Genomic DNA, 19,221 nt, shown 5'->3' with positions numbered 1-19,221 from the left:
GCACGTATCCAATGCCATGGTCCGGACATGGTAACGCCGGAAGCCAGGATATGCTTGGCCAAGGGCTGTAACCCCCTCATTCTGTGAGCGTACCAAGGCCCGCGACAAGATAGGGGGTGCCGGATCAGGACCGCCGGACCACATCCGCTTGGATGGTAGAACGATACAGGACATACCTGAACTGGCTGCACCCACCCATGCTGGCCATGGCGATGGTCCTCACCATCGCGCTGGTGGCCCAGCCCGGCGATTGGTCCTGGGCGCACCTGCATGACCACGGCGCCATTGAAAGCGTCCGCGACATCGCGGTGGACCAGAACACCGGCGCCATTTACGTGGTGGGCCAATACGACAGCAATGCGGCCTCCGGTCCCTGGGGACTACCGCCCTCCCAGGGCTCCACGGACGCTTACCTGGTGAAACTGGATCCGTCCGGCAATGTGCTTTGGCGTGTTGGCCTGGGGGGCGATCAATGGGATGCCGCCTACGGTGTGGCCATCGGCCCCAACGGCAACGTGTTCATCACGGGCACCTTCCGCAACACCTTGATCGCCGGATCGCTGACACCGGTGCCCCTGCCGCCGGTCATCTCCTTGGGCGGCCAGGATATGTTCGTGGCCAGCTATAACCCGGACGGGGACCTGCTTTGGTTGCAGAAAGGTGGTGGTCCCCAATCGGAGATCGGCTGGAGCGTTGCGACGAACAGCACCGGTGTTTATGTGCACGGCACTTTCCGCGGCACGGCCCAATTCGGCAATGTCACCATCAGCCCGCCGAACAACGGACATGACATGATCTTCCTGGTGAAGTACCCCTTTGGCGGAGGTAACCCACAGTGGTTGCGCCAGGGTGGTGGCACCAGCAGCAGCGATGATCTGGCCGAACGGATCGCGGCCACGGATGGCGCCGTGTATATCATCGGCTCCTTCCCTTCCATGCAATTCCACTGGCGCACGCCCGGTGGCGTTCTCCTGAACACCCTCAACGCGGCCACCCCCAACGACAACGCCTACATCACCTCCTTCAGCGATGGGGGCGCGGTGCTGTGGTCCCGCCATATCGATGACACCGGCAGCCATCCCAACCAGCACAATGGTATCGCCGTGGACTGTGGCCAGGTCTACATCGGCGGCCGCTGCCACAACGGGGCGGTCTTCCCGGGCCACGGTCCGGTCAGCATGCCGGGCGCGCATGACCTGGCCTACTTCGCCGCATTGGACAGGAACAACGGGACCACCCGATGGGTGCGCACCGCCCGCGGCGTGAACGACCACGGCACGGAAGGCTTCGATATCGCCGTGGGCCCTGCGGGAAGGGTCTACATGAGCGGCACCTTCAACGGAACGCTCACGCTGGACGATGGACGGGTCTGGACCGCAGCGGCGGGCGGTGAGTTGTTCGTGGCCGCATTCACCCGCGATGGCCATCTCATCTGGCTGAGGCATGAAAGCGCCCAGGGCGATGAGTACCCCTTGGCCCTGGCCACCGGTCCCGGCGCTGGCCTGTATGTGGGTGGCATGTTCCAACAGGGCATCTCGCTGCCACCCTTCGGGCAGAATGTCGCCAACAACGAGAACATCTTTCTGGGCCGGATCGACAACCCCCAATGGGCCCTGGTGCCGGACCACTCGCGATGGCGATGGCCAGGAGCGATCTGTGCCAATGCAGGACCCATCGATCTGAACACCTACCTGCGCGGTCATGCGCGTGCGACCATTTCCGCGCAAGGGGTGATCAACGACCATTTCGCACTCTGGGCGCCCGATGGGAACGGAGCACTGTTCAACGCGGCCGATGCCACCATGGTGCTGGACCTGGGTGACACGATACCGGCCGGGTATCCCATCTCCGTTACCTGGCGACTGGCCAACGCTGGACCGCCTGCCCGTGCCAACGCTGACTTCTCCCTGGATGGGACCACTTGGACACCCGCACCCACACCGCTCTCGACCACCTTGACGAGCCTTGGCCAGCAGGTGGTCTTCACGCATGCCCCGGCCCGCTACCTGCGCATCTCCCGCAGCCAGGCCCCGCCCAGTGCCTCATTCCTGGTGGATGCGGTGACCTGCTTCGTCAGCACCTGGCAAGATGGTGAATGGGTCGGCCAACAGGTGACACCTGCAGGCATGTTCGACCCGAGTGGCCTGGTGGGTCCGGTGGACATCATGTACAAGGCCGCTCTGGGATCCTGCAGCTACAATTCCACTCACACGATCCAAGTATCCGAGCCACCCACAGGCTCCATCACGGGCCCCGCACAGGTATGCCCAGGAAGCAATAGCGGCACGATCACCGCCAACGGCCTTCCAACCGGTGCCTATGTGGCCCATTGGGAGGCTTCCACCGACCAGGTCAACTGGAACCTTTTCGCTGGAGAAACCAACGTGATCCCCTTCACCGATCTCGCACAGACCACCTGGTTCGTGGCCAAGATCGCTTCCCCAGGCTGCCCGGCCATCCAGACAGCTCCGCACATGGTGGCCGTAGAGGACCATGCCCCGCCGGTGATCATGGATTGCCCGAGCGACCAAACGCTGTATGTACCGCCCAACGCGTGCTTGGTGCCCTTCACTTTCCCCACCGTGAACGCCTCGGATGATTGCGGCCCGACCACCTTCATCAGTGGCATGTTGCAGCTCCACGCCGACCAGGCGATATCGCCTCCGCCCGTCGATGTCACCTCCACGTCCACATACTCCATGCCCGTGGGCTATCATCTGCTCACAGAGGTCTTCGCTGATGCGTCGGGCAACACGACCACCTGTGTCTATGCCATCACGGTGATCGACACCATTCCCCCGGTCATGACCTGCCCCGCGCCCGTGACCGTCAACGCCATACAAGCCACATGCGCCGACCAGGTACTGGTGCCCTTGCCGCTGCCCACCGACAATTGCGGCACGGTGACGGTGACCCAGACCGGTGGACCGGTCAATGGCTCCTCCTTCCCCATCGGCGAACACCAATTGGTCTTTCTCGCGACGGACCCCTCGGGCAACACGGCCAGCTGCAGCGTGTCCGTTTCGGTCCTTGACGTGCATGCACCGAGCGTCAATTGCCCGCTCTGGGATGGATACCCGGTCTACCTCGATGCGGATTGTGCCACACCATTCCCTGACCTGCGCGATGCGATCACCGTGACCGATTGCTCACCCTGGACGAACACCATGGTTCCATCGGCCGGCTCGGTGTACACGACCGACATGCTGGTGAACATGACCATGTGGATCGAGGACGCGCATGGCAATGGGCTCTGGAACAACCACATCATCCATGTCGTCGACACCGTGGCGCCCGTATTCGCTTGTCCGGCGAACGCCACGATAGCGACCACGACCTGCGAAGGACCAGTGCCCGATCTGGTGGCCCAGATCAGTGACGTGTTCGACTGCACCGGTCCGGTGGCATTCGTGCAATCGCCCGCACCTGGAACGATGTTGGGCGGCAACACCACGGTCATCATCACGGGTACCGATGCCGTCGGCAACTCAAGAAGCTGCCTGATACCCGTGATCCTGTTGCTCCTGGACAGTGATGGCGACGGCACACCGGATTGCACCGATCCCTGTCCGTTCGACCCCGACAAGACCGATCCCGGCATTTGTGGATGTGGAACAAGCGACACGGATACGGATGGCGATGGCATTCCGGACTGTGTGGACGATTGCCCGCTACAAATCGGCCAGGTAGGTTCGCCGTGTGACGATGGGAACCCCTCCACGGGCAACGACATGGTGGATCTCGATTGTCAGTGCGTCGGCCTGCCGATCGATTGCTCTGGTGTTCCGGGGGGATCGGCATACATCGACAATTGCGGCGACTGTGTTGGAGAGACGCTCGGCATAGAGCCTTGCGACCAGGATTGCGCTGGTGTCTGGGGCGGATCGGCCTACACGGACAACTGCGGCACCTGCGTCGGTGGTAACACCGGCGTCTCGCCCTGCGACCAGGACTGCGCTCTAGTCTGGGGCGGATCGGCCTTCACGGACAACTGCGGAAGCTGCGTCGGTGGCAACACTGGACTCACGCCCTGCGATCAGGACTGCGCGGACGTCTGGGGCGGATCGGCCTTCACGGACAACTGCGGAAGCTGCGTCGGTGGTACCACCGGACTCACGCCCTGCGATCAGGACTGCGCTGGTGTTTGGGGAGGCACGGCCTACACGGACAACTGCAACACTTGCGTCGGTGGTATCACTGGACTCACGCCGTGTGATCAGGACTGCGCGGGTGTTTGGGGCGGATCGGCCTTCACGGACAACTGCGGCACCTGCGTCGGTGGTAACACCGGCCTCTCGCCCTGCGATCAGGACTGCGCTGGTGTTTGGGGAGGCACGGCCTTCACGGACAACTGCGGAAGCTGCGTCGGCGGTACCACCGGACTCTCACCCTGCGACCAGGACTGCGCAGGTGTTTGGGGAGGCACGGCCTACACGGACAACTGCAACACCTGCGTCGGTGGCAACACCGGACTCACGCCCTGCGACCAGGACTGCGCTGGTGTCTGGGGCGGATCGGCCTTCACGGACAACTGCAACACTTGCGTCGGTGGTACCACCGGACTCACGCCCTGCGATCAGGACTGCGCTGGTGTTTGGGGAGGCACGGCCTTCACGGACAACTGCGGCACCTGCGTCGGTGGTAACACTGGACTCACGCCGTGTGATCAGGACTGCGCGGGTGTTTGGGGCGGAACGGCCTTCACGGACAACTGCGGCACCTGCGTCGGCGGTACCACCGGACTCTCACCCTGCGACCAGGATTGCGCCGGTGTCTGGGGCGGATCGGCCTACACGGACAACTGCGGCACCTGCGTGGGTGGTAACACCGGCCTCTCGCCCTGCGACCAGGACTGCGCGGACGTCTGGGGAGGATCGGCCTTCACGGACAACTGCGGCACCTGCGTGGGTGGTAACACCGGCCTCTCGCCCTGCGACCAGGACTGCGCGGACGTCTGGGGAGGATCGGCCTTCACGGACAACTGCGGAAGCTGCGTCGGTGGTACCACCGGACTCACGCCCTGCGATCAGGACTGCGCTGGTGTTTGGGGAGGCACGGCCTACACGGACAACTGCGGCACCTGCGTCGGTGGCAACACGGGCTTGGAGGCATGCATGCAGGATTGCACGGGTGCGTGGGGGGGAACGGCTATGCCAGGTACGCCTTGTGACGATGGCTTGGCCGCCACCATCAACGATGCCTGGACCAACGACTGCGCGTGCGAGGGCGAGCCTGTGTCCTGTACCTCCAACGCTGGTCCGGACGCCATCATTTGCGGACTCTCCCACGCGCTGCAAGCCACGATGGATGATGGCACCGGGCAATGGACCCTCCCGCCGGGCTTCTCGGTCCAACCATCCGCCACACAACCCAATGCGACGGTGACCGCTCCCGTATCCGGCACATACACGCTGACCTGGACCATCACCACAGAAAACTGTACGGCAATCGACCAAGTGGTGCTCACCTTCATCGGGCCGGACGATGATCTGTGGGTGGATGCCGGACCGGACCAGTTCCTGGAGGTGGAGACCTGGACCCGACTGGAGGCATCGGCCTCCCCGGGCGCATCATTCACGTGGCACCTCGCCTCCGGGCAGGCCTTCCTCGAAGACCCCAACGACCCCACCAGCGTGGTCAACGGCCTTGGCATCGGCAGCAATGTGTTCGTGCTCAGCGCATCCTCGGACCCCTGCAACACGGTAAGCGATACCGTTCTCATCCATGTGGCCGACCTGTTCATCCCGCAGGGCTTCTCACCCAATGACGACGGGGTGAACGACCTGTTCGAGATCACCGGCATGATGGCCTGGCCCGGCAGCGAACTGCTCGTATTCAACCGTTGGGGGCAGCAGGTCTATCGCAACGGCGACTATGCGAACGAGTGGGATGGCCGCTCCCACAATGGTCGCAAGCTGCCGGAGGACACCTACTTCTATGTGCTGAACCTCAATGGAGGTCCGGCGTACAAGGGCCACATCATCCTGAAACGGTGAGGATCGCAAGACATATCCTGCCGGGCATCGGGATGCTCATCGGCATGTGGACCCAGGCGCAGCATACGCCCCTGACGAGCCAGTACCTGTTCAACGGCCTGTTGATCAACCCGGCCTATGCGGGCAGCCGTGACGCCCTGGCGGCGAATCTCACGCATCGCCAGCAATGGGTGGGCTTCGACGGTGCTCCCGTGACGCAGGTGATCAGCGTCCACTCGCCGGTGAACCGCCGCAAAGTGGGCGTGGGTGCCATGCTCTACAACGACCGCATCGGCGTAAGCCACCAGACCGGCCTGTTCACCAACTACGCCTACCGCATCCGCTTCCCCGATGGCAAACTGGCGCTGGGTATCGGCGCCGGCTTCACCCTGCTACGCGGCGACTGGCACACCGTGGCCCTGCAGGACCAGCAGGACGTGGTATTCATGGAACCCACGCGCACAGCGATCCGCCCCAACTTCAGCGCGGGGGCCTTCTACTACACCAAGCGCTGGTTCATCGGCGCATCGGTACCCTTCCTGCTGCTGCACCAGTACAACACCGCCGGTGAGGGTTACCTCATCAGCGACACCCGCGCCGACCTGCAACCCATGGTCACCGGCGGACATCTCTTCGACCTGAACCACGACCTGAAGCTGAAACCCTCGGCCCTGCTGCGCTACCGGTTGGAGAGTGGTGTCCAGGCCGATATCAGCTCCAACCTGATCTACAAGGAAATGGTCTGGCTGGGCATCTCCTACCGCACCGGCGATGCCGTGGTGTCCATGTTGGAAGTACTGCCCACGCCGCAATGGCGATTCGGCTATTCCTACGACCTCGGACTCTCCCCCATTCGCAGGCACCACCACGGCACACACGAGCTGATGGTGCAGTACGAATTCGGCTACCGCATCCGCGCACGCGATCCCCGTTACTTCTGATGCCTCGCCAGCTCCATATCCTCCTCTCCATTCTGGTGGGTCCTTCCTTGGTCGCACAGGAGATCCATGAGGTGCGCCTGCTGGACATCCGTCCGGTGGGCGAGGATTACGCGCCGGTACCCCATGGCGACGGTCTCGTGATGTGTTCCATCCGCGAGGAAGGCGCGGCGATCGACTTCCGCGATGCGTTGACGGGCAAACCTTTGAGCGATCTGTACCTCGTACCGTTCACCGATAGCAGACCGGGTGTACCGCGCTTGTTCAGCCAAGCCCTGGCCACCCCGGTGAATGAGGGACCCGCGGCCTTCTCCCCGGATGGCCGCATCATTTGCTACACGCGCAACCAGCAGCTGCCCAAGAAACTTTCAAACATGCGCAAGGCCGACATGCAGCTGGGCCTCTTCTTCTCCACCCTGGTGGATGGCCAATGGAGCGCTCCGGAGCCGTTCGAACACAACCATCCGAAGCATTCCTTCATGCACCCCACCATCTCCCCGGATGGTACCGCGCTGATCTTCTCCAGTGATCGGCCTGGCGGTTCCGGGGGCATGGACCTCTATGTGAGTCAACGGACCACGACAGGCTGGAGCGTGCCGGAAAACCTGGGGGCGGATGTGAACGGCCCCCACCATGAGGTCTATCCACGCTACGCCCCGGATGGGAGCTTCTACTTCTCCTCCGATCGGCCGGGCGGCCTGGGCGGTCTGGACATCTACCACACCCGTGTGGACCATGAGGGCTGGATGGTCCCGATGGCCATGCCTGAGCCCGTGAACAGCCCGCACAACGATGTGGGCTATGCGGCCTTGGGCGATGGGCGCAAGGCGCTCTTCAGTTCGGACCGCACCGGTACCGACCGCATCCACCTGGCGGAACGCACCTTGCCGAAGTTCCGCGACTGCGCCCCACAGCGCTACCACGAACGATGCTACGCCTTCAACGCGCGCAAACATGCGGCCACCGCCAGGCTGCCCCTGGACCATGCCTGGGACCTGGGCGACGGCACCATACTGCGCGGCGATACGGTACGCCACTGCTACGCCGACACCGGTCACTACACGGTCAAGTCGATGCTCGTGGACCGCAAGACCGGCGCCATGTTCCAGACACTCCGGACCCATGTGGTCGAGGTGCGCCTCAGCGAACAGGCCTTCATCCTGGCCACGGATACCGTGCGCACCGGACGCACCCTGCAACTCGACGCTTCGCGCAGCAACCTGCCCGCACTGGCCGGAGCCGAATACCACTGGGACATGGGCGACGGCCAGGCCCGCACGGGCACGATCGCGCAGCATGCCTTCCGCAAGGCGGGCACCTACGAGGTACGGCTGGACATCATCACCAGCGATGACCACGGCCGATTGCGCAGCCGCTGCAACAGCAAGACCGTGGTGGTGATGGATCGCTACCACGAGCAGGATGACCAGACCACCCTGGTGGTCTACCAGGACGCCATGGGCCAATTGCGCAAGAAGGAATTCGTGGAACTGCCCTATGATGACCTGGGCATCGATCCCTGGATGGAGGACGACGTGAAGTTCACGGTGCAGCTCTTCGCCACCCGCGAGCGCATGAGCCTGGACGATCCGCGTTTCGCCAAGATCCGTCAACAACACCGGATCGTGGAACGCTTCGACCCCATCCGCGCCGTGTACACCTACAGCGTGGGCGAGACCAACGATCCGGATGAGCTCTATGCCATCTTCAAACTCGTGAAGGACCTCCAATTCCTGGATGCCGAGGTCTTCAGTCTGCGGACCGAGCAGCTGGTGGACCTCAGCCGGCTGGACCTGGACAAGCTGCAGGACCTGGGGCGCACGAGACTGAGGACTGACATGATCCACTTCGCCTACAAGAGCGCCGAGATCGGAGAGGGGTCGGAAGAGGCCTTGGAAAGCATCCACCGCCTGATGCTGATGTATCCCGGTCTGCACCTGGTGGTGGAGGCGCATACCGACGACATCGGCAGCAGGGCCTACAACATCGACCTCTCGCAGCGCCGTGCCTTGGCCGTCATCGACCAACTGGTGGCCCAGGGCATCGACCCCGATCGCCTGGTGCCCATGGGGCATGGCAAGAACCAGCCGATCGCCTCCAACAAGACCGAGGAAGGGCGGCAATTGAACCGCCGTGTGGAATTCAAGCTCTCCACCATGGACGAGCTCCAGGCGGGTGCACAAAGGCCCTCAACGCCGAAATAGCGGGCTTCGACGGATCCAGGGAACCCGGTGGGGACCTGCCCCGTTGGAAGGCCCACATGTCCGGCCCGGCCGGCGTGGGCGCCGCATGACCCGAACTCTGCCACGAACGATCCTTCCCATGCTGCTGGCCATCTGGTCCAGCACGGGCACGGCCCAGCAAGTGGAACTGGCGGGTGTGCCGGGCAAGGTGAATGGCACGTTGCTGGTGACCGATCCCGATGTGATCCACTTCCATGAGATGCTCGCGCGCTTCCAACCGCTGGAGGCCGACCACCACGCTCCCGGCACCTTGAATGGCGTGGATCGCAGCATGCTCTTCCACGTGGTGGTGGACATCCCTGATGCGAACAGCGTGCGCGCCACCGCCATCCTGTTCGACCCATATGGCACCGAAGTGTCCGAGGCCTACCGACCCTGGCTGGACCATGTGGCGGCGCTGATCATGGAACAGCCCACGGCACGCGTGCGGATCGAGGCGCATACGGACAGCGTCGGCCATGCTCCGGACAACCTGGCCTTGAGCGACCGCCGGGCACGCGCCGTAAAGCGTGAACTGGTCCAGCGTGGTGTGGACCAGGAGCGCATCATGGCCCTGGGCATGGGCGAACAACACCCGGTGGACAGCAACGCGACCTGGGAGGGCCGCCACCTCAACCGCCGCGTGGAACTCTGGACGATCTTCCCCGTGCGCAACCGGATCTCCGTGTTGCTGGAAGCGCCCCGCCAACGTTGACCTTCCTCGGACGAGGGATCCCGGTTCCCTACATTCGTGACCCATGGCCGCGCGCCGTTTCCGGTCACTGCTCATCCTGCTGTCCACCCCTCTCCTGCTCAGCGGACAGGCGGGCATGCGCGCCATCGAGAATGGCGGGCAATGGCCCGATGCGGTGAGCCACCGCGCCGAGATGCCGGGCGCCTTCCTGTGGTTCGAGCGCGGCGCACTGCTGATCGAACGCTATGACGCGGAACTGGTGGCGCGCGCCCACGCCAACATCGCCTTCGACCCATCGCTCAACGAATGGGGCGGCCTGCGCCACCATGCCGTGCGGATGCGTTTCCTGAGCGCCACGCCGGGATCGCGCACCACGGGCGATCTGCCCTTGGAGGCGCGCTACCATTGGTTCCTGGGCGACGATCCTTCGCGATGGGCCAGCGACACCCGCGCGATGACGCGCATCACACTGCACGAGGTGGCCCCCGGCTGCGATGCCGTGTTCCGCGAGGGCCGCACCGGTCTGAAGTACGACCTGGTGGTGGAACCCGGAGCCGATCCCGGTGCCATTCGCATCACCTACGAAGGTGCCGAAGCGCTGCGGCTGCGGAAGGGTACACTGCTGGTGGAGACCACCCTGGGCCGCATCACCGAACGCATCCCCCTGGCCTATCAGGATATCGATGGCGAACGCGTGCCGGTGAGCTGCACCTATTCGCTGCGCGATGGCGTCATCGGTTTCAACGTGGGCCGCTACGACCCCACGCATCCCCTGGTGATCGACCCCACGCTCAGCTTCGCCACCTTCTCCGGATCCATCAGCAACAACTTCGGCTACACGGCCACCTTCGACAAGGCCGGATACCTCTATGCGGGCAGCACCGCCTTCGGCACGCAGTATCCGATCACCACCGGCGCTTATCAAACGAACTGGGCCGGAGGCACCACCGACATCGCGCTGAGCAAGTACGACACCACGGGCAGCTTCATGGTCTGGAGCACCTACCTCGGCGGCACGGCGGCCGAAATGCCGCACAGCCTGATCGTGGACGAGAATGACCAGCTGCATGTACTGGGCACCACGGGATCATCCAACTTCCCCACCACGGCAGGCGCGCATGACAACAGCTTCGCCGGCGGAACGGCCTTCACGCCCACGGGTCTGGGACTGAGCTACCCTGCCGGCTCGGACATGGTGGTGGCCAAGCTCAGCGCGAACGGCTCACAACTGCTGGGCAGCACCTACCTCGGCGGAAGCGGCAATGATGGATTGAACTCGGGCACGGGGCTGAAATTCAACTACGCCGATGAGGTGCGCGGCGAGGTGCTGCTGGACGCACAGAGCAACATCTGGGTGGTGAGCTGCACGCAAAGCACCAACATGCCGGTCACCGCAGGTGCCGCGCAGTCCGCTTTCGCCGGTGGCAGCCACGATGGCTTCGTGGCGCGCTACAACCCCGGATTGACACAACTCCAATACGCCAGCTATCTGGGAGGTTCCGGCGCCGATGCCATCTACTCCGGCGAACTCGATGCGCAGGGGCGGCTCTTCGTGTGCGGCGGCACCGTGAGCGCCGACCTGCCCGTGGGGCCCGGGGCGGTGCAGGGCAGCTTCAACGGAGGCTCCGCCGATGGATTCGTGGCGCGATTCAATGCCAACGGAACCACGGTGGACGCACTCACCTACTGGGGCAGTGCCGCATACGACCAGGCCTATTTCGTGGAACTCGACGGCGAGGGGGCGGTCTACCTCTTCGGCCAGACCTCCGCGCCAAGCGGTCAATTGATCGTGAACGCGCCCTACAACATCCCGGCGGGTGGGCAGTTCATCACCAAGTTCGCTCCGGACCTCGACGCGCTCCTGCTCAGTTCGCGCGTCGGCATCGGTGACGGCAACCCGGACATTTCGCCCACGGCCTTCCTGGTGGATGTGTGCGACCAGATCTACACCAGCGGCTGGGGCAGCAGCGCCGGCGGATTGGGCGGACAACTCACCACCAATGGACTGCCGGTGACGCCCGACGCGCACCAAAGCAGCACCGATGGCGGAGACCTCTACCTCGCCGTATTCGACATCGACATGCAGGCGCTGACCTACGCCACCTACTATGGCGGCCCCGTCAGTCCAGAACATGTGGACGGTGGCACCAGCCGTTTCGACCGGCGCGGCCGCGTGTACCAGAGCGTGTGTGCCGGCTGCCAGGGCAACAGCGACTTCCCCACCACACCGGGCGCCTGGAGCAGCACCAACAACAGCACAGGCTGCAACAACGGCGTGCTCAAGTTCGATTTCAACCCACCCTTGGTGATCGCCGGCTTCGACGCACCGGACACGCTTTGCCTGCCCAACGCCATCACCTTCACCAACCTCAGTGGCGGCGCCAGCGGCTACCTCTGGGACTTCGGCGACGGCAACACCAGCACCGTTGCCACACCCACCCATACCTATGCCACACCCGGCCTCTACACCGTCACACTCACCGCCTTCAACCCCGAGAGCTGCAACGGCGAGGACAGCGTGCAAGCCGATGTCTTCATCGACCTCCCCGGGCCGGAACTGTCCGTGATGGCCGACACGGTCATCTGCGGTCCGGTGGATGGCTTCCTGCTCACCGCCACGGCATTCGGAACGGCCGACCTATTCATCTGGTCCACCTCACCGCTCTTCACCGACCAGCTGAACACCAGCCCGGCGGACAGTACGGCGTGGATATCGCCGGCCGTGAGTGGCACCTACCACATCCAGGCGAGCAACGCCTCCAGTTGTGTGGCCACCGGCAGTGTCACCGTCACGGTTCCCTTGGCGCAGGTGTCGCTTGCCGGGGACACCCTCATTTGCGGCGATGAGCAGGCCCTGTTGCAATTGCTCGGTGCCGACCCGGGATCCACGATCGTGTGGGAGCCGGACGAGGACATCGTATCCGGGCAGGGAACCGCCACCGCCACCGTGGCGCCTGAGGAGACGCAGGGCTTTGGCGTGACGGTGACCACACTCGAAGGCTGTTCCTGGAGTGGTGACATCACCGTGTTCGTTTCCGACGTGGACGGCGGCAGTGTCTCGGCCAACGCGGACCAGACGCTGGTGGCGCCAGGCACCACCGTGCTGCTCACCGCATCGCCACCGGGCCTCACTTACAGCTGGTCACCCCCAGGTGCCGTGGGCGATCCCAACAGCGGCAATACCAGCGCCACCGTGTTCCAGACCACCACCTTCACGGTGACGGTGAGCGATGGCATCTGCACCAAGGACGCCAGTGTGACCGTAGTGGTGTACGAACTGGTGTGCGAGGAGCCGGACATCTTCGTGCCCAACAGCTTCACGCCCAACGGCGATGGCATGAATGACCTGCTCCTCGTCAGGGGCCGTCACATCACCGATCTGGAATTCATGGTCTTCGACCGCTGGGGCGAAAAGGTCTTTGAGACCAAGGACCAGGGTGTGGGCTGGGACGGCAGCTTCCGTGGGCAGGAACTCGCGCCGGCCGTATTCGTCTACCACCTCACCGCCTGGTGCCTGGATGGGCAACGCTACTTCACGAAGGGCAATGTGACCTTGATCCGATGAGGAGGAGTGGCGAGTATCCAGTAGTGAGTGGTGAGTGGGCGCACTTCGGGGCCCACTCACCACTCACCACTCGCCACTCACGGATCATCCCATGGGCCATCACCCTCATGCTCGGTACAGCCTTCATCTCCTTGCGGGCCCAGGACATCCACTTCTCGCAATATTTCAACGCGCCGATGCCGCTGGGGCCGGGCAACATCGGGCAGTTCGACGGGCAGGCGCGCGTGCATGGCATCTTCCGCCAGCAGTGGCGATCGGTCACCGTGCCCTACCGCACCTTCGGGCTGGGCGGCGATCTGCGCGATGCCTGGGGCGTGGAGGGCCTCGGCGTAGGCGCCTGGCTCTACAACGACCGCGCTGGCGACAGCCGATTGGACCATTTCCACCTGAGCGTGGGCGCCAGTTGGACACAACGCTTCGGGGAGGGCCGCCACCACAGCATCAGCGGCGGCGCGCAGCTGGGCTTCACCTCCATCTCGCTGGACAGCCGGGCACTTTCGTTCGACAACCAGTACAACGGCTTCCACTACGATCCCGACCTGCCCACCGGCGAGAACTTCGGACGTGATGGGCTCACGCATCCGGATGTGCATGCGGGCGCCGTGTACCGCTGCGCGCCGACGCACCGCGAGTGGCTCCAATTCGGCGTGGGCTTCTTCAACCTCACCACGCCCAGCATCGGTTTCCTGGGCGAGCCCGGCATGCCCCTGCCGATGCGCAACACCATCCATGCCCTCGCACGCATGCCCCTGCATGAACGCTTCGACCTGCTGCCGGCCGCACAATTCATGTCGCAGGGCACCTTCCGCGAACTGGACCTCGGCGCCAACCTGCGCTACCTGCTGCTGGACCGTTTCGGGCTGGAACGTGCCGTGGAGTTCGGCCTGCATTGGCGTGCCGAGGACGCGGGCTACCTCCATGCGGGGGTCATTTACGACGACTGGACCTTCGGCGTGAGCTACGACATCAACCTCAGCGACCTGGTGCCCGCCAGCCGCAACCGGGGCGGCATCGAGTTCGCCGTGGTGCGCATCTTCAAACAGCGGCCCGCGGTGCCTGTGCGCTTCAAGGCCTGTCCGGACCAGATCTGAAAAGGAAATGCATCCGCAGATGACGCAGATGGCGCAGATGAAAACCTGGACGGTGCATCGTGCGATGGTCGCGTTCATCGTGCTTGCGTTCATCGGGACCGCGGAACTTCAAGGCCAATCACTGGAACAATGGACCGCCTGGGGCGATGCGGCCATGGCGCGCGGCGAGTACTACGGCGCATCGCGCTTCTTTGCCGGTGCCTTGGGGGTCGATGGCGGGCGCATGGCCCTGCAATGGAAAATGGCCGAGGCCTGCCGCTTGAGCCACCAGTACGACAAGGCCGCCGAATTGTATGAACGCATCCAGCGCAAGGACCAGGGACGCACCATGCCCGACGCTTTGCGCTGGCTGGGCGAAATGCAGCTCTGCACCGGCCAGTATGATGAAGCCGTGCGCACCTGGGAGCGCGTGCTACGCCGCGAGAAGGACAAAGGCAGCGCGACGGCCCAGCGCGCGCGCAATGCCATGGAAGGCTGCGCCATGGCGAAACAGCTGCAGGCGCGCCCTGCGGAAGAAGTCTTGGAACACCTGCCCCCGCCGGTGAACACCTACGACAGCGAGTTCGGGGCGCGCATGGGACCGGACAGCGCACTGCACTTCAGCAGCCTGCGCGGCGAACTGAACAAGGAAGGCGAAGTGGTCGATACCGCGGCCTACCGCACGGTGGTGTTGCGCGCCATGCCCCGGGGCGATGGGTGGGCCGAACCTGAACCCTTGCCCCAAAGCATCAACGCTGCGGGCGACAATGGCAACGCGGCCTGGAGCCTCGATGGCCGCTGGTTCTTCTTCACGCGCTGCCTGGCGGGGATGCCCTGCCGCATCCACATCGCGGAGGTGCTGCCCGGTGGCGGCTATGGCGAAGCGAAGCCCCTGCCCGGTTTGGGCGAGGACCACAGCACACAGCCCATGGTGGCGCGCTGGGATGGGCGTGAGATGCTGCTCTTCGTGAGCGACCGGCCCGGCGGCGAGGGCGGCAGCGACATCTGGCAGGCCCGCCTCGTGCAGGGCCGCGCGGAGGATGTGCATCCGCTGGGGCGCCCCGTGAACAGCCCCGGCAACGAGCGCACGCCGTGGTACGACAGCCGCAGCAACACGCTGTGGTACGCCAGCGACCACCTCCCCGGCCTGGGCGGTTACGACATCTTCAGCGCCAGCTTCGGCAACGATGTGTTCGCACAGCCCGTGCATGCCGGTGTGCCGGTGAACAGCCCCGCCAACGACCTATACCCCACGCTCCACCATGTGCGCGGTGAGCTATGGCTCACCAGCAACCGCGTGGGTTCGCTGGCTGCCAAGGGCGAGACCTGTTGCAACGACCTCTACCGCCTGCGCCTGCCGAAGGAAGCGGCCGTGGACACCTTGATCGCCTCCGCGCCCGCAGCGGCCGTGGCGATGGACCACCTGCAGGACATCCGCTCCCGTTTCCCGTTGAAGCTCTACTTCCACAACGACGACCCTGAGCCGCGCAGTTGGAGCACCACCACCCCACAGGACTACGCCACCACTTACCGCCGTTACCGGGGGCTGATCCCCGAATATGAACGCGAGGGTGAAGTGGAGGAATTGCGCGATTTCTTCCGCGACCAGGTGGACAACGGCTTCCTGGAACTCGCCAAGCTCACCATCGCGCTGCGCGAAGCCTTGGAAGCGGGGCTCTCCATCACCCTCGACGTGCGCGGCCATGCCAGCCCCCTGGCGAAGAGCGACTACAACCTGAATCTCTCCATGCGCCGCATCGCCAGCTTGCGCAACCACCTGCGGCATGTGGACCAGGGTGTGCTGCGGCCCTACCTCGATGGCCAGGCGGCCAATGGCGCACGGCTTACGATACGCACGCTGCCCTTTGGCGAGGACCGCTCCGCCACCGATGTGAGCGACGATCTGGGAGATCTGCGGCGATCGGTGTACAGTGTGGCGGCGGCGAGCGAGCGCAGGATCGAGATCGAAGCGATCGACTGGGGTGGCGGACGCGATGTGGGCGGTGTGGAGGAACAGCGGGTGGACATCGGCCGGGTGCGGCAGGGCCAAGGCAAGGAGGTGGACTTTCTTGTGACCAACCGTGGCACACGCTCCATGCGGCTATTGGACGTGAAGGCCGACTGCGGCTGCACCACCGCACAACTGCCACAAGGGGATATCGCTCCCGGGGCCAGCGTGACGGTGACCATGACCTTCGACGGACACGCACCTGTGGGAGCGCTGCGCCGCACCGTGATCGTGCGCGGCAATGGCACGCCAGAGCGCTTTGAGTTGACCATTGAGGGCGAGGTGATGCCGTAAAGTCCGCAGCGTCACCAAGTCCGGCGGCCCCTCCCTGCAGTTCGGCTATGGGGCGAGCGGCCAGCGGATCTCCAAGACGGTGGGCGACCCGGACAATGGTGGCTACCGCGAGCACTACATTCGTGATGCACAAGGCAACATCATGGCCGTGTACCGATACCAGAACACCGGCAGTATGAGCTTCAAGGTCACCGAGCGGCACCTGTATGGCAGCAGCCGCCTGGGCACTTATACGCGTGAGGCGGAGCTCTACGGGCTAACCACCATGCCGGGGCCGCATCCGCAACCGATCCCTGCGGCGCGCTTGCGCTATGAGTTGACCGACCACCTGGGCAACGTGACCACGGTTGTTACCGGGCGCCTGCTGGATGGTGCCGGGGCCGGCAGCCCCTACCAGGCCGAGGTGGTCTCCGCACAGGGGTATGAACCCTTCGGAAGTCTGCTGCCAGGAAGGAATTACTCCTCAGGGTCATATCGTTACCTCTTCCAAGGTCAAGAACATGACGACGAGATCAACGGCTCAACGGGCACGAGCTACGCGTTCGAGTACCGAATGCACGATCCGAGGATTGGCAGGTTTATGAGCATCGACCCGCTGGCAGCCAAGTACCCTTGGAACTCGCCTTACGCGTTCAGTGAGAACCGTGTGATAGACATGGTGGAGTTGGAAGGACTGGAGGCCGCTCCAACCCCTGATAAAGTCTCTGAGGCTGGACCGGATGGACAAGGCGGCATCAACAGCGGTACAGGTGATCACGCAGGCGCTGCCTTCAAACGAAATCCGGGCACCAACGCCGGGAATGCACCACCAGCGCTTGGTCAGACACTCACACCACCAACCGAGCAGACCTATAAGGTTAGCCCTTCTAGTGGCGAGCAACCTGTGCAGAACCGTCAATGGGGGCAGGTCCCGGATGCCGAAGGCCCTCATGTGCAGTACAAGCAAGTAGTCTGGACTGTAAATACTTCGGCACAGGTCACGGGCGCGAAGAGTGCGCCAAAGCTTCGCGTTTCGACTTATGTCGATCCAATCGTAGTGTCAGACGGATCAAAAGTCCGCGCGTCTTCAACAGCGACTTTGTACAACGCCTCAGGAGATGTTGTTGCTCGCAAGGACTTGCAAGCACCCAAAGGATCGTACTTTGCTCCCGCTGGATACATTGGCGCGGCTGAGTTCGACTTGGCCCCACCCGATTCTAAAGGGCTGCTTCCGAACTATCGTGTATCCGTCACAACAAGAGTGCTTGTAGAAGCGCACGGGAGTTGGTTCCAACCCGCGATGCCCGGTACAATCGGGATCGTACCGAATTCTTCAAGCGACTCATTCATTGTTGCCCCCAAAATCCAATGAATTTGTCGGCCATGAGGAGTGTATCACTAATGGCAGGCATGTGCTTGGCGACTTGGTCCGCATGCTCTATGGCTTCCGAAGACGCTAGTGCTGGAGAGGATTGTAAGGAGTTGAATAATCAGGCCATGGAGGCATTTGTGAGCTATCAGATGGATACTACTCGCCACGAGTCACTCGACTCAGCGGTCGTCTTGATCGACAGGGCCATCCATTGCGATACGAACTACTACCAAGCGCTCCACAACAAGTTCACGATACTTTACGCAATTGGGCATTACGGTGACTGCATCCCCGTCCTTCACAAGCTCAAGTCAATGTCTCCGACTCCAGTGCCTTTGTTGCTCGCTAACGAAGCCATGTGCAATTACTTCCTTGGCAAGACCCAAGAGTATGAGCGGTTAAAAGCGATTGCGATTCGTGAAGCCGAGAACAAGGCGAAGAGCCTTCCGGATGAACAGAATGCAGGCCAAGTGCTCATGATTCGTGCAATGCTGAATGGTCAAGAGGACGCACTGCGATACTTGGAAATACTCAAAGGGCAGGGGTTCACCGCTCTAGACTATACCCTATATGAGCAGCTTATTCGAGAGATGCCTGTACTCGGTGCTCAAGGTTCGCCAGAGTTTGAGATATCCCCCCGCTAGCACGGATGTAGCTGGTTCGGATCTGCGGACCCGCCCTACCCGAACGCCTTCCTGGTCTTGGCCTCGCGGATCAACGCGCCGAGTGTGCGCATGATGTGCTGTTGATCCTCCTCGGATAGCGTGTGCAGGTCGTTGATCCGGGCGATCAGCTCCTGGTCCAGCTGCAGATCCGAAAGACCCGTGAGGTAGTCGAGCGACGAGCCGACGGCCTGGGCGAGCTTGGCGGCGACCTCGATCGAAGGCTTCACCTCACCACGCTCGTACCGGCCGATGATCGGGGCGTGGATGCCGAGCTTCTTGGCCAGATCCTCCTGGGACATCTTCACCCCGCTCCCGCGAATGTTCCCCCCGCTAACGCGGATCTGTAGCACCCCGCTCCCGCTAATCTTCCCTGATGGCTCCCTCGGATCTTTGATCCGTGGTCTTCTTCCATCACCGAGTTGGAGCCGTAGCGCTACAG

Annotated in this window: 10 protein-coding genes; 9 read left to right on the top strand and 1 reads right to left on the bottom strand. The window is 63.4% G+C overall.

What is annotated here, in order from left to right:
* Window positions 1-152 precede the first annotated feature (152 nt).
* From KIT10_00760 to KIT10_00720, 9 genes are all read left to right on the top strand, one after another.
* Complete coding sequence (locus KIT10_00760) at window positions 153-5,996, top strand: gliding motility-associated C-terminal domain-containing protein (GenBank protein MCW5897770.1); 5,844 nt, start codon at window positions 153-155, stop codon at window positions 5,994-5,996.
* Window positions 5,993-6,916: a type IX secretion system membrane protein PorP/SprF gene (locus KIT10_00755; GenBank protein ID MCW5897769.1), complete on the top strand. Its 924-nt coding sequence runs from the start codon at window positions 5,993-5,995 to the stop codon at window positions 6,914-6,916. Before KIT10_00760 ends, KIT10_00755 begins: the two co-directional genes overlap by 4 nt.
* The gene (locus KIT10_00750) at window positions 6,916-9,117 is read left to right on the top strand and encodes a PD40 domain-containing protein (protein MCW5897768.1); all 2,202 of its coding nucleotides are present in this window, start codon (window positions 6,916-6,918) and stop codon (window positions 9,115-9,117) included. Before KIT10_00755 ends, KIT10_00750 begins: the two co-directional genes overlap by 1 nt.
* A 118-nt stretch (window positions 9,118-9,235) precedes the next feature.
* A complete protein-coding gene (locus KIT10_00745) occupies window positions 9,236-9,850 on the top strand; it encodes an OmpA family protein (GenBank protein MCW5897767.1) in 615 nt (204 codons plus the stop codon).
* A 43-nt stretch (window positions 9,851-9,893) separates the two neighbouring features.
* Window positions 9,894-13,394 carry a gliding motility-associated C-terminal domain-containing protein gene (locus tag KIT10_00740; protein MCW5897766.1) on the top strand — a complete coding sequence of 1,167 codons (3,501 nt, stop codon included), beginning with the start codon at window positions 9,894-9,896 and terminating at the stop codon, window positions 13,392-13,394.
* Between the two features lie 107 nt (window positions 13,395-13,501).
* On the top strand, window positions 13,502-14,485 hold the full coding sequence (locus KIT10_00735) for a PorP/SprF family type IX secretion system membrane protein (GenBank protein MCW5897765.1): 984 nt from the start codon (window positions 13,502-13,504) through the stop codon (window positions 14,483-14,485).
* Window positions 14,486-14,549: 64 nt separating this feature from the next.
* Window positions 14,550-16,766, top strand: coding sequence for a DUF1573 domain-containing protein (locus tag KIT10_00730; protein ID MCW5897764.1), 2,217 nt, complete (start codon window positions 14,550-14,552; stop codon window positions 16,764-16,766).
* 265 nt (window positions 16,767-17,031) lie between these two features.
* Window positions 17,032-18,117, top strand: a complete 1,086-nt coding sequence (locus KIT10_00725; protein ID MCW5897763.1) for a hypothetical protein — start codon at window positions 17,032-17,034, stop codon at window positions 18,115-18,117.
* Between the two features lie 125 nt (window positions 18,118-18,242).
* Window positions 18,243-18,761 carry a hypothetical protein gene (locus KIT10_00720; GenBank protein ID MCW5897762.1) on the top strand — a complete coding sequence of 173 codons (519 nt, stop codon included), beginning with the start codon at window positions 18,243-18,245 and terminating at the stop codon, window positions 18,759-18,761.
* 35 nt (window positions 18,762-18,796) lie between these two features.
* Here the strand turns inward: KIT10_00720 and KIT10_00715 are convergent, their stop codons facing one another.
* Window positions 18,797-19,081: a helix-turn-helix transcriptional regulator gene (locus tag KIT10_00715; GenBank protein MCW5897761.1), complete on the bottom strand. Its 285-nt coding sequence runs from the start codon at window positions 19,079-19,081 to the stop codon at window positions 18,797-18,799.
* Window positions 19,082-19,221 lie beyond the last annotated feature (140 nt).

The sequence above is a fragment of the Flavobacteriales bacterium genome (assembly GCA_026129465.1).
Lineage (GTDB): Bacteria > Bacteroidota > Bacteroidia > Flavobacteriales_F > PHOS-HE28 > PHOS-HE28.
This window is presented reverse-complemented; position numbering and strand designations above follow the sequence as displayed.